The sequence below is a fragment of the Streptomyces sp. NPDC055815 genome, from assembly GCF_053616475.1.
Genome location: NZ_JBSHDU010000052.1, coordinates 47,997 through 59,285, shown reverse-complemented (window position 1 = coordinate 59,285; position 11,289 = coordinate 47,997). Strand labels below are relative to the sequence as shown.

Genomic DNA, 11,289 nt, shown 5'->3' with positions numbered 1-11,289 from the left:
CAGTGGGAGTGGCCGTGACCGTGGCCGTGGCCGTGGTCCGCCGGCTCCTCTTCCTTCTTCTCCACCACGAGGGTCTCGGTGGTGAGGAGGAGGGAGGCGATCGAGGCGGCGTTCTCCAGGGCGGAGCGCGTCACCTTCACCGGGTCGATGACGCCGGCCTTGACCAGGTCGCCGTACTCGCCGGTCGCGGCGTTGAAGCCGTTGCCCTTCTCCAGCTCCGCCACCTTCGAGGTGATGACGTAGCCCTCGAGGCCGGCGTTCTCGGCGATCCAGCGCAGCGGCTCGACGGCGGCGCGGCGGACGACCGCGACACCCGTGGCCTCGTCGCCGGTCTTGTCGAGGTTGCCCTCGAGGACCTTGACGGCGTGGACCAGAGCGGAGCCACCACCGGAGACGATGCCCTCCTCGACCGCGGCGCGGGTCGCGGAGATGGCATCCTCCAGACGGTGCTTCTTCTCCTTCAGCTCCACCTCGGTGGCGGCGCCGACCTTGATCACGCACACGCCGCCGGCGAGCTTCGCGAGGCGCTCCTGGAGCTTCTCGCGGTCCCAGTCGGAGTCCGTGGACTCGATCTCGGCCTTGATCTGGTTGACGCGGCCCGCGACGTCCTCGGAGTTGCCGCCACCGTCGACGATGGTGGTGTCGTCCTTGGTGATGGTCACGCGGCGGGCGGTGCCCAGCACGTCGAGACCGGCCTGGTCGAGCTTGAGGCCGACCTCCTCGGCGATGACGGTGGCACCGGTGAGGGTGGCCATGTCGCCGAGCATCGCCTTGCGGCGGTCGCCGAAGCCGGGGGCCTTGACGGCCACGGCGTTGAAGGTGCCACGGATCTTGTTGACGACGAGGGTGGAGAGGGCCTCGCCCTCGACGTCCTCGGCGATGATCAGGAGCGGCTTGCTGGCGCCGGCCTGGATGACCTTCTCCAGGATGGGCAGCAGGTCCTGGATCGAGGAGATCTTGCCCTGGTTGATCAGGATGTACGGGTCGTCGAGGACGGCCTCCATACGCTCCTGGTCGGTGACCATGTACGGGGACAGGTAGCCCTTGTCGAAGGCCATGCCCTCGGTGAAGTCGAGCTCCAGGCCGAAGGTGTTGGACTCCTCGACGGTGATGACACCGTCCTTGCCGACCTTGTCCATCGCCTCGGCGATGAGCTCGCCGACCTGCTGGTCCTGCGCGGAGAGCGCGGCGACGGCGGCGATGTCGGACTTGTCCTCGATCGGGCGCGCGGTGGCGAGGAGCTCGTCGGAGACGGCCTTGACGGCGGCGTCGATGCCCTTCTTCAGGGCGGCCGGGGAGGCGCCGGCGGCGACGTTGCGCAGACCCTCGCGGACCAGGGCCTGGGCGAGCACGGTGGCGGTGGTGGTGCCGTCACCCGCGATGTCGTTGGTCTTGGTCGCCACCTCCTTCACGAGCTGGGCGCCGAGGTTCTCGTACGGGTCCTCGATCTCGACCTCGCGGGCGATCGTGACACCGTCGTTGGTGATGGTGGGGGCGCCGAACTTCTTGTCGATGACGACGTTGCGGCCCTTGGGGCCGATCGTCACCTTCACCGTGTCGGCAAGCTTGTTGACGCCGCGCTCAAGGGCGCGACGGGCGTCCTCGTCGAACTTCAGGATCTTCGCCATGGGAGCGGTTCAGCCCTCTCGGAATGTCGTGGAACGAACTGCGCCCCCGGACGCCCGGTGCGGGGTCAAGGGGCGCAGCTCAAAGCATCTGGTTCAGATACTTCGGTACAGGGACTTCTGGGGGGCGACCCCCAGACCCCCGTCTTACTTCTCGACGATCGCGAGCACGTCGCGAGCCGAGAGGACGAGGTACTCCTCGCCGTTGTACTTCACCTCGGTGCCGCCGTACTTGCTGTACAGCACGATGTCGCCGGTCTTGACGTCGAGCGGCAGACGCTCGCCGTTCTCGAAGCGGCCCGGGCCCACGGCCAGGACGACGCCCTCCTGGGGCTTCTCCTTGGCGGTGTCCGGAATGACCAGGCCAGAGGCGGTGGTCTGCTCGGCGTCGAGCGGCTGGACCACGATGCGGTCCTCGAGCGGCTTGATGGCAACCTTGGAGCTGGTGGTCGTCACGATCCGACCTCCCCCTTCGGAGATCTCACGGGGTTAACTGTCTGAGGTGGCGACCAGGTGGATCCGTCGTCGCGGGTGCCGGACCTGCCCGTCGCTGTGTTGGCACTCTCCAGTGGGGAGTGCCAGAGCCGAGACTATGACCGCGATTAGCACTCGGTCAAGCGGAGTGCCAATTCATCGCTCCGTGGCGTGACGGGACGGACCACTTCGGCCCCCTCGCAGGTCTTCACGTCCACCGCGGCCCGTACGGTCTCGACCGGGGTGGGCCGGGGGCTCACCCGTTCCGCCGCCTTCCGGCCGAGCCGCTCGATCGGGTCGACGGAGGAGGCGCAGCCGGGGAGGGCGAGCAGCGCCGCGGTCACGGCCAGGACGGCGACCCGTCTCATACGTAGTCCTCGAGCTTCGCCACCGCGTACCCCTTCGACGTGATCACGTTCATCACACGGCGGATCATGTCCGGCATGGTGCCCTTCCAGTCCCCCTTGCCACGGAAATGGGTGAGCACGATGTCGCCGGGGTGCAGGTCCCGGTCCCACTCGCGCCATTCCATGTGGTCGGGGAAGGCCTCGGCGGCCCAGAGCGGGACCGCCTTGACGCCGCAGGACTGCGCGGCGCGCAGGGTGTCCTCGTTGTAGTTGCCGTACGGCGGGCGGAAGAGCGGCGGCCGCTTGCCGAACTGCTTCTCGATGACGTCCTGCATGCCGCAGATCTCGCGCTTCTGCCGGCTGTACGAGAGTCCGGGGAGGTAGCGGTGGTTGAGGGTGTGGTTGTGCAGGGAGACGCCGGACTCCTGCGAGGTCTGCATCTTCTTGAAGTAGCCGTAGTCGTCCTTGACGACGTAGTCGCTGAGGAAGGCGCTGTAGGGGATCCGCAGCTCTTTCATCATCGTGATCAGCCGGGGGTCCTTCTCCGCGCCGTCGTCGATGGTCAGGAAGACGACCTTCTGCTTGGTCGGCACGGTGGTGAAGACGGGCGGCAGGCCCTCGCCGTCGGTCTCGAAGCCCTTGCGGGTGGTGATCTTCGGTTTGACGGCGGGCGGGGCGGGCGCGTCGAGCGGGGGTTTGGCGAGGCCCCACTTCTTGGCGGCGAGCACGCGGGCGGCCCGCTGGGCGCGGACCTTCTCGACGTAGGCGGTGAGGGCGCCGGCGGCACCCGGGGCCTTCTGTCCTGCGGCGGGGGCGGGTGCGCCGCGCTCGGGTTCGGCGCTGCCGGCGCAGGCCGTGGCGGCGGAGGCGAGGGCGGCCACGGCGAGCGCCGCCCCGAGCGTCCGGCGGGAGCGGTACGCACCGTATGCCATCATCTGGTCCTTTTGTCGTACGAGCTGCATGGCGCCGCATCCTGTCAGCGCGAACGCCCCTCCGGGCCACGACACCGCCGTACGGCGCCCACCGTCCCCCGGCCGGCCCACAGCCTTCCAGGCACCAGAATGGGACGGGTGACCGACCTCGCCTCCTTCGCCGCCCTGCTCAGCCCCGAGGGGCAGACGCTCCTCGCCACCCTGCGCGACTACGACCCCGCCCAGGAGCTGGCGATCGCCTCCCGGCTGCGCCGCGACCACCCCGCCGAACTGGTCGGCGCGGCCCTCGGGCAGGCGCGGCTGCGGCAGCGGGCGGTCGCGAAGTTCGGCGCCGAGGACGCCTACCGGATGTACTTCACGCCCAACGGCGTCGAGCAGTCGACCCGCGCCTCGGTGGGTACGTACCGGGCGGCCCGGCTGAAGGCGATGGGCGTCGGCAGCGTCGCCGACCTCTGCTCCGGGATCGGCGGCGACGCGATCGCCCTCGCCCGCGCCGGGATCTCCGTCCTCGCCGTCGACCGGGACCCGCTGACCGCCGAGGCGGTCCGGGCCAACGCCGAGGCGCTGGGCCTCGCGGGCCTGATCGAGGTGCGCTGCGCCGACGTCACCGAGATCGACACCACCCCCTACGACGCGGTCTTCGTCGACCCGGCGCGGCGCGGCGGCCGGGGCAGGATCTTCGACCCCGAGGCGTACTCCCCGCCGCTGTCCTGGGCGATCGAGGCGGCCCGCAAGGCCCCGCGCGCCGCGCTCAAGATCGCGCCGGGCATCCCCCACGAGGCGGTGCCCGAGGAGGCCGAGGCCGAGTGGATCTCGGACGGCGGGGACGTGAAGGAGGCCGTGCTCTGGTTCGGCACGGAGCCGGGCGCCCGCCGGGCCACCCTGCTGCCCTCCGGGGCCACCCTGACGGGCCGGGGGCTGCCGGACCCGGCGGTCCGCCCGGTCGGCCGCTACCTGTACGAGCCGGACGGCGCCGTCATCCGCGCACACCTGGTCGCCGAGGTGGCGGAGGAGCTGGGCGGCGGCCTGATCGACGAGACGATCGCGTACGTCACGGCGGACGAGCTGCAGCAGACCCCGTACGCCGCCGCCTACGAGATCACCGACGAACTCCCGTTCAACCTCAAGAAGTTGAAGGCCCTGCTGCGGGAGCGCGAGGTCGGCGTCCTGACGGTGAAGAAGCGCGGCTCGGCGGTCGAACCGGAGGAGATCCGCCGCAAGGTGAAGCCGAAGGGCCCCAACGCGGCGACCGTCCTCCTCACCCGGGTCGCGGGGGCCCCGACGATGCTGATCGGCCGGCCGGCGAACCAGTCCTAGGGGAAGCTCACGCTCATGGCACTGCACCCGGAAGGCATGTTCACCGGCGGCCCGCTCGCGCACCTCGCCGGCCTGGCCGCCGGCCCCGACCCGCTGGAGTGGGAGGTCCTGCGCCTGAAGCGGGTCCTGCGCCTCAACCACTGGGACGCGGCCTGGCGGGAGACCCCGCAGAAGCTCGCGTCCCAACTGGACTACCTGGCCACCGCGTTCACCGAGGACTTCTTCGCGACCTGCCCGGAACCGGCCCGCCGCACCTGGCGGACGGCCGCGGGCGCGCGGGGCGTACCCGCCTTCATGACGGACCTCGCGACCCTGCTGCGCCTCGCGGACCGCGAGGGCGACGCGCGGTACGAGGACGTGCCCCTGTCCGCCTGGGAGGTACGGGCACAGTTCCCGCTCCTGCTCTCCCTCGACGACTGGGCGTACGAGGGCGAGTACGCCTCGTACGAGGAGAGCCTGCGAGCGTTCATCGAGGCCGAACATCCTTTCTGTTTCCATGAGTTGATCCCGCGCCTCACCCAGGCGCTGGAGGCGCGGACCCTCTGCGCGGAGTCACCGGCCTTCGCCGCGTCCTTCGCGGAGCTCGCCCCGACGGCGCCCCCGGAGACCCTGGACGTCCTCGCCCGGACCACGTTCGCCCACCTGACGGAGCACCATGGCTGAGCCGCAGACACCCCTCCACGAGGAGCCCTTCCCCGAGCTGTTCGGGCATCCGACCGAAGCGGTCGTCAGCGACGACGGGCAGTGGATCGCGGTCAGTTCGGTGATTTCCGACCTGAGCCGGGTGGCGGTCTACCGCGCCGCCGACCTGTCCTGCGCGCAGGTCCTGACGTTCGCGATGGAGACGGAGACGATGGCCTTTCACCCCTCGCTTCCGCTCCTCGCCATCGGCTTCGACAACGGCGACGCCTACATGCGCGAGGGCCGCCTCGTTCTCCTCGAACCCGAAACCGGCCACCGCGTCGACTTCGCCGATGCCGACTGGGGTGTCGAGCTGGTCCACTGGACGGACGCCCGCACCCTCGAACTCACCTTCTTCGCCATGCATGACGGGGACGAGTTCGAGCGGTCCCAGGCCACCGTGGCCCGCGAGGAGTGGCTCGGCCTCGCTCCCGACGCCATCGACCTGTCCGTCTTCGGCAGGCGATCGCTGGACCCGTACGCCCCGCTCCCCGGCTCCGACCTGGATCCCGCACTGCCTGTCCTCCAGGCGCTCGCCGAGCGCGTCGGTCGGAGCTACGACGGCCGGGGCGCGGTCCGGGCCGTGGCCGGACTGAGCGACGGCCGGGTGCTCGCCACCCGCAACCACACCCTGCTTGAGTGCTGGTCCCCCGCCGGCTCGCTGCTGTGGAGCGTTCCCGCCCCGTCTGCGGTGGGCGGTACGCGGATCGTGGTCGCCGCCGACGAGCGGACGGCACGGGTCGCCGTCCCCGGCCCCGACAGCCGTACCCGGACCGACTTCCCCCTCGTCGACACCTCCGACGGCACGGTCCTCGACGGCCCCTCCGTGCCCTTCTCGGCCGCCCTGACGGCCCGTACGGACGGGGCCTGGGCGATCAGGGACACGTACGACCGCAGCTACGGCCGGGAGGACCCCTCCCCCAACACCCGGTTCTTCGCCGCCGACGGCACCCCGCTGGGCACGGCCCACGAGCCGGACCCGTACGAGCTCGACCCGGTGGACGTCCACGGCTGCCCCGAGCTGCTGTTCACCCGAGGGCGGCGCCACGACGTGATCGCGGTCGACCCCCGCACCGCCGCCGAGACCCCGCTCTTCACCACCGACGCGCCGCTGGGCCGGGCGGTGTACGTCTCCGACGCCATCGGTCCCGCCCTCGTGCACGGAGGGAGCGAGCTGATCCGCAGGACCTTCCCCGCCGGAGACGTGGGCTGGCGGCGTCCCCTGGACGCGGTGGTCACCGCCCTCGACGCGCACGACGGCGTCCTGCACGCCCTGTGCGCGGACGACACCCTCGTCTCCGTGGACTCCGCCGACGGCACGGTCCTCGACCGGCGCACCCTGCCCTCGTACGGACTGCTCTCCCTGCGGGTCGCCCCCGACGGCACGGTCCTCGTCGGCACCTGCGCGGGCCGGATCCTCCGCTACTGAACCCCCCGCGCCCGTTCCCGCAGCAGCGCCCGCTCGCTCTCGTTGCGGGTGAGGTCCGCCGCCCGTTCGAACTCCGCGCGGGCCTCCGCCGTGCGGCCGAGACGGGTGAGGAGGTCGCCGCGGACGCTGGGCAGCAAGTGGTAGCGGGCCAGGGAGGGTTCGCCGGCCAGGGCGTCGACGAGGGCGAGGGCCGCGGCCGGGCCCTCCGTCATCGACACCGCGACCGCGCGGTTCAGTTCGACCACCGGGGACGGCGTCAGGGTGCCGAGCCGGGCGTACAGCGCGGCGATCGTCGGCCAGTCCGTGGCCTCGTACGAGGCGGCCCGCGCGTGGCAGGCGGCGATCGCGGCCTGGAGGGCGTACGGCCCGTAGGAGCGCCCGTCCCCGGCGCGCGCCAGGGCGGCGTACCCGCGGCGCACGAGGAGACGGTTCCAGCGGCTGCGGTTCTGGTCCGCCAGGAGCACCGGCCGCCCGTCGGGGCCGGTCCTGGCGGCCGTCCGGGAGGCCTGGAGTTCGAGCAGGGCGGCGAGTCCGTGGACCTCGCTCTCCCCCGGCATCAGGGCGGCCAGGCACCGGGCGAGCCGCAGCGCGTCCTCGCACAGGCCGGGCCGGAGCAGGTCGTCGCCGGCGGTGGCCGCGTACCCCTCGTTGAAGATCAGGTAGACGACCTCCAGGACGGAGCCGAGCCGTGCCGCCCGGTCCTCCCCGTACGGCACCTCGAACTCCACGCCCGCCTTCGCGAGCGTCCGCTTGGCGCGGGTGATCCGCGCCGCGACCGTCGCCTCCGGCACGAGGAAGGCGCGGGCGATCTCGTCCGTCCGCAGCCCGCCGACGAGCCGCAGCGTGAGGGCCGCCCGCGCGTCGGCGGAGAGCACCGGGTGGCAGGTGGTGAAGACGAGCCGGAGCACGTCGTCGTCGATGTCGCCCGGGCCGGAAGGCTCGGGGTCGTACGACTCCTCGGAGAGCGTCCTGCCGACCTCGGCGAGCTTCCGGGCGTACGTCTCGCGCCGCCGTACGAGGTCGACGGCGCGGTGCTTGGCCGTGGCCGTCAGCCAGGCTCCCGGGCTGTCCGGGACTCCTGACCGCGGCCACTGCTCCAGGGCGGAGACGAGCGCGTCCTGGGCGATCTCCTCTGCGATGCCGACGTCCCTGACGATCCGCGCCACCGTGGCGATGATCCGCGCCGACTCCATCCGGAAGACCGTCTCAAGCGTGCTCTCCACCGTCACGGTTCACATGACAGCACAGCGCCGGTCAGCCTTCCGGCATCTCCTCGACCTCGCGGACCTCCAGGCCGACCTTCCAGTGCGTCGGGTGCACGGCCAGGAACCGCTTGCCCCACTCGACGGCCTCGGCCATGTCCTTGCACTGGAGCATCGCGTAGCCGCCGACGACCTCCTTGGTCTCGGTGAACGGGCCGTCGGTGAACGACAGCTTCCCGTCCGACCAGGTGATCCGGGTGGCCTCGGCGGTCGGCTTGAGCCCGGCCGTGTCGACCATGGCGCCGGCCTTGGTGATCTCCTCGAAGAGCGCGCCCATGCGCTCCTCGAAGCCGGGGTCGGCGCTCTCCATGTCGATGGTGTTCTCCTCGATGCGGACGAGGGACAGGAAGCGGGGCATGACGACTCCTCGGTGGTGCGGTGGGCGGGGCCGTTCCCCGCCGTCCACACATACGTCGAACGGGATCCGTCCGCATCGACACCGCGCCCGGAGAATTTCCCGGACCGCCCGGAGAATTTCTCAGACGTAGTCCTCCAGGCGCGCGACCGTGAAGCCCTGCTCCTGGATCTTCCGCAGCATCGTCGCCGTCATCTCGGTCATCGTCCGGCCCTTGAGCTCGGACGGGCCCCGGAAGTGGGCCAGGACGATGTCGCCGGGGTGCAGCTTCCGGTCGCCGCGCTGGTACTGCATGTTCTTGATCTGCATGGACTCGCGCCACAGCACGATCGCGTCGACCCCGCACTCCCCGGCCGCCGCGCGCGTGGCCTCGTTCCAGTTGCCGTACGGCGGGCGGAAGAGCCGCGGGGTGGTGCCGTACCGCTCCTTCAGCTTCGTCTGCTGGCCGCAGATCTCCCGGCGCTGCCCCTCCTGGGAGAGGGTGCGCAGGTTGGGGTGGGTGAGGGTGTGGTTGGCGAGGCCGTTGCCCTGGGCGATGAGCGGCGCGAAGTAGCCGTAGTCGGCGCGTATGGCCGAGTCCGTGAGGAACATCGTGAAGGGGACCTTGAGGTCCTTCGTCATCCGGACGAACTCGGGGTCCTTCTCGGCCCCGTCGTCGATAGTGATGAAGACGATCTTCTCGTGGGTGGGTATCTCGCTGATGACGGGCACCGGCCCGCCGGCCGGGCGGACGACGGGCTTGACCGCGGGCGGGGCGGGCGGGGCGGCGAAGGGCTTCAGGCCCCATTTCCGGTACGCGGCGGCCGCGGCGGTCTCGGGGGCCCCGGGCGCCTCGTGCCCGGCCGCGGGGGCGGTCGTCCTCGCCGGAGCGGAGGGCCGGGCGGCGGGCTCCTCGGCCGCCGAGGCGGTGCAGCCGGTCACCAGGAGGGCGACGGTGGTCAGGGCCGCCCACAGCGCGATCGTCTTCTTCACGCGCTGTGGGATGCCCGAAACCCTCGAAAGGTTGCTCTATTTCCGGTCGGGAATCGCCTACTCGACCGATTCGAAGCGCCAGCGGTGGACCGGACGGGTGATCAGCTCCGCGTCCGGCTCCGGCAGCTCGGGCAGTTCGGCGTCGAAGCTGTCCGCCTCCCACCAGGTGAGGACGAGGACCCGGTCCTGCGGGGCCCGGAACATCTCGCGGCGGACCGGCTCCCGGGCGAGGACCCGGGCCCGTGCCCACTCCAGGAGCTCGGCGCCGCGGCCCTGGGCGGCCCTGGCCTCCCACATGAGCGTGAGCCTCACGAGTACAGGTTCTCCTTGCTGACCTCGTGCACGTGATCGTGGTCGTGGCCGTGCGAAGCGCCCGGCACGTGCGGGTCCGTCACCGGCAGCGAGGAGTCCGCGGACAGCTCCAGGTCCGAGGCCGGCCGGTTGCGGGCGACCATCTCGGAGCCCAGGGCCGCGACCATCGCGCCGTTGTCCGTGCACAGGCCCGGCCGCGGCACCCGCAGCCGGATCCCGGCGCGCTCGCAGCGCTCCTGGGCGAGGGCCCGCAGCCGCGAGTTCGCGGCGACGCCGCCGCCGATCATCAGGTGGTCGACGCCCTCGTCCTTGCAGGCCCGGACGGCCTTTCGGGTGAGCACGTCGACGACCGCCTCCTGGAAGGACGCGGCCACGTCCCGTACGGGCACGTCCTCGCCGGCCGCCCGCTTGGCCTCGATCCAGCGGGCCACCGCGGTCTTGAGGCCGGAGAAGGAGAAGTCGTACGCGGGGTCGCGGGAACCGCTGAGGCCGCGCGGGAAGGCGATCGCCGCCGGGTCGCCCTCCCTGGCGAGCCGGTCGATGACCGGTCCGCCGGGGAAGCCGAGGTCGAGGACGCGGGCGATCTTGTCGAAGGCCTCGCCGGCCGCGTCGTCGATGGTGGCGCCCATCGGCCGCACGTCGGAGGTGATGTCGCTGGAGAGCAGCAGCGAGGAGTGCCCGCCGGAGACCAGCAGGGCCATCGTCGGCTCGGGCAGCTTGCCGTGCTCCAGCTGGTCGACGCAGATGTGCGAGGCGAGGTGGTTGACGCCGTAGAGCGGCTTGCCGAGGGCGTAGGCGTACGCCTTGGCGGCGGAGACGCCGACGAGCAGGGCGCCCGCGAGGCCGGGTCCCGCGGTGACGGCGATGCCGTCGAGGTCCTTCGCGGAGATCCCCGCCGTCTTCAGGGCGCGCTCGATCGTCGGGACCATGGCCTCCAGGTGGGCGCGGGAGGCGATCTCGGGGACGACGCCGCCGAAGCGGGCGTGGGTGTCGACGCTGGAGGCGACGGCGTCGGCGAGGAGGGTGGTCCCGTGGACGATGCCGACGCCGGTCTCGTCGCAGGAGGTCTCGATGCCGAGTACCAGCGGTTCGTCAGCAGCCATCAGATCTCAGTCCCAGTTCCTTGAACGATCAGTCGCATCACGAGCGCGTCGACATTGCCCGGCTGGTAGTAGCCGCGCCGGAACCCGATGGGCTCGAAGCCGAAGCGCTCGTAGAGCTTCTGGGCCCGGGTGTTGTCCACGCGCACTTCGAGGAGGACCTCCTCGCACTCGAAGGCGGTGGCTTCCTTCAGCAGGTCGGTGAGGAGCCGGGCGCCGAGGCCGGTGCCCCACTGGTCGCGGGAGACGGCGATCGTCTGCACGTCGCCGAGTCCGCCGGCGGCGGCGAGCCCGGCGTACCCGACGAGCCGGCCGTCGGCCGGGTCCTCCGCGACGACGTAGTGGCGGGTGGCCCGCGGGCCCCTGGCGTGCGCGAGCTCCGACCAGAACATCCCCTCCGACCAGGCGTCCTCGGGGAACAGCTCGGCTTCGAGCGCGAGCACCGGCTCGATGTCCCACCAGCGCATCTCGCGCAGCACGGCG

Annotated in this window: 13 protein-coding genes; 3 read left to right on the top strand and 10 right to left on the bottom strand. The window is 71.7% G+C overall.

What is annotated here, in order from left to right:
- The 4 genes from groL to ACWGN5_RS28485 form a co-directional block, all read right to left on the bottom strand.
- A partial coding sequence (gene groL, locus ACWGN5_RS28500) for a chaperonin GroEL (protein WP_453520283.1) occupies positions 1 to 1,628 on the bottom strand: 1,628 nt, incomplete at its 3' end.
- Positions 1,629 to 1,772: 144 nt separating this feature from the next.
- Complete coding sequence (gene groES / locus ACWGN5_RS28495) at positions 1,773 to 2,081, bottom strand: co-chaperone GroES (protein ID WP_017239619.1); 309 nt, start codon at positions 2,079 to 2,081, stop codon at positions 1,773 to 1,775.
- A gap of 146 nt (positions 2,082 to 2,227) precedes the next feature.
- Entirely contained in the window at positions 2,228 to 2,467 is a 240-nt protein-coding gene (locus ACWGN5_RS28490; RefSeq protein WP_453520280.1) for a hypothetical protein, read from the bottom strand.
- The gene (locus ACWGN5_RS28485; protein WP_453520277.1) at positions 2,464 to 3,378 is read right to left on the bottom strand and encodes a polysaccharide deacetylase family protein; all 915 of its coding nucleotides are present in this window, start codon (positions 3,376 to 3,378) and stop codon (positions 2,464 to 2,466) included. The genes ACWGN5_RS28490 and ACWGN5_RS28485 overlap by 4 nt, the downstream gene beginning before the upstream one ends.
- A gap of 129 nt (positions 3,379 to 3,507) precedes the next feature.
- Between ACWGN5_RS28485 and ACWGN5_RS28480 the strand changes: the two genes are divergently transcribed.
- From ACWGN5_RS28480 to ACWGN5_RS28470, 3 genes are read left to right on the top strand one after another with little or no spacing between them, the layout of a single operon-like run.
- Positions 3,508 to 4,695, top strand: a complete 1,188-nt coding sequence (locus tag ACWGN5_RS28480; protein ID WP_453520274.1) for a THUMP-like domain-containing protein — start codon at positions 3,508 to 3,510, stop codon at positions 4,693 to 4,695.
- Positions 4,696 to 4,710: 15 nt separating this feature from the next.
- Positions 4,711 to 5,358 carry a hypothetical protein gene (locus tag ACWGN5_RS28475; protein WP_453520271.1) on the top strand — a complete coding sequence of 216 codons (648 nt, stop codon included), beginning with the start codon at positions 4,711 to 4,713 and terminating at the stop codon, positions 5,356 to 5,358.
- Positions 5,351 to 6,805 (top strand): hypothetical protein, encoded by a 1,455-nt coding sequence (locus ACWGN5_RS28470; RefSeq protein ID WP_453520268.1) that lies wholly within the window; start codon positions 5,351 to 5,353, stop codon positions 6,803 to 6,805. Before ACWGN5_RS28475 ends, ACWGN5_RS28470 begins: the two co-directional genes overlap by 8 nt.
- Here the strand turns inward: ACWGN5_RS28470 and ACWGN5_RS28465 are convergent.
- The 6 genes from ACWGN5_RS28465 to rimI all read right to left on the bottom strand — a co-directional run bounded on the left by ACWGN5_RS28465 (position 6,799) and on the right by rimI (position 11,273).
- Positions 6,799 to 7,998, bottom strand: a complete 1,200-nt coding sequence (locus ACWGN5_RS28465; protein WP_453520293.1) for an RNA polymerase sigma factor — start codon at positions 7,996 to 7,998, stop codon at positions 6,799 to 6,801. The two genes, ACWGN5_RS28470 and ACWGN5_RS28465, sit on opposite strands and share 7 nt — an antisense overlap.
- A gap of 61 nt (positions 7,999 to 8,059) precedes the next feature.
- A complete protein-coding gene (locus tag ACWGN5_RS28460; RefSeq protein ID WP_369145988.1) occupies positions 8,060 to 8,425 on the bottom strand; it encodes a YciI family protein in 366 nt (121 codons plus the stop codon).
- A 120-nt stretch (positions 8,426 to 8,545) separates the two neighbouring features.
- A complete protein-coding gene (locus tag ACWGN5_RS28455) occupies positions 8,546 to 9,394 on the bottom strand; it encodes a polysaccharide deacetylase family protein (RefSeq protein ID WP_453520264.1) in 849 nt (282 codons plus the stop codon).
- A gap of 57 nt (positions 9,395 to 9,451) precedes the next feature.
- On the bottom strand, positions 9,452 to 9,691 hold the full coding sequence (locus ACWGN5_RS28450) for a hypothetical protein (protein ID WP_453520290.1): 240 nt from the start codon (positions 9,689 to 9,691) through the stop codon (positions 9,452 to 9,454).
- An 11-nt stretch (positions 9,692 to 9,702) separates the two neighbouring features.
- On the bottom strand, positions 9,703 to 10,809 hold the full coding sequence (gene tsaD / locus ACWGN5_RS28445; RefSeq protein ID WP_453520261.1) for a tRNA (adenosine(37)-N6)-threonylcarbamoyltransferase complex transferase subunit TsaD: 1,107 nt from the start codon (positions 10,807 to 10,809) through the stop codon (positions 9,703 to 9,705).
- Positions 10,809 to 11,273, bottom strand: a complete 465-nt coding sequence (gene rimI / locus ACWGN5_RS28440) for a ribosomal protein S18-alanine N-acetyltransferase (RefSeq protein WP_351192155.1) — start codon at positions 11,271 to 11,273, stop codon at positions 10,809 to 10,811. The genes tsaD and rimI overlap by 1 nt, the downstream gene beginning before the upstream one ends.
- Positions 11,274 to 11,289: the final 16 nt, after the last annotated feature.

Bases quoted from the DNA above. Each gene is read 5' to 3' on its own strand.
- ACWGN5_RS28480 (WP_453520274.1), top strand. From the start codon at position 3,508: ATGGGACGGGTGACCGACCTCGCCTCCTTCGCCGCCCTGCTCAGCCCC.
- ACWGN5_RS28475 (WP_453520271.1), top strand. From the start codon at position 4,711: ATGGCACTGCACCCGGAAGGCATGTTCACCGGCGGCCCGCTCGCGCAC.
- ACWGN5_RS28470 (WP_453520268.1), top strand. From the start codon at position 5,351: ATGGCTGAGCCGCAGACACCCCTCCACGAGGAGCCCTTCCCCGAGCTG.
- ACWGN5_RS28460 (WP_369145988.1), bottom strand. From the start codon at position 8,425: ATGCCCCGCTTCCTGTCCCTCGTCCGCATCGAGGAGAACACCATCGAC.
- rimI (WP_351192155.1), bottom strand. From the start codon at position 11,273: ATGCGCTGGTGGGACATCGAGCCGGTGCTCGCGCTCGAAGCCGAGCTG.
- ACWGN5_RS28485 (WP_453520277.1), bottom strand. From the start codon at position 3,378: ATGGCATACGGTGCGTACCGCTCCCGCCGGACGCTCGGGGCGGCGCTC.
- ACWGN5_RS28465 (WP_453520293.1), bottom strand. From the start codon at position 7,998: ATGGAGTCGGCGCGGATCATCGCCACGGTGGCGCGGATCGTCAGGGAC.
- tsaD (WP_453520261.1), bottom strand. From the start codon at position 10,809: ATGGCTGCTGACGAACCGCTGGTACTCGGCATCGAGACCTCCTGCGAC.
- ACWGN5_RS28490 (WP_453520280.1), bottom strand. From the start codon at position 2,467: ATGAGACGGGTCGCCGTCCTGGCCGTGACCGCGGCGCTGCTCGCCCTC.
- ACWGN5_RS28450 (WP_453520290.1), bottom strand. From the start codon at position 9,691: ATGTGGGAGGCCAGGGCCGCCCAGGGCCGCGGCGCCGAGCTCCTGGAG.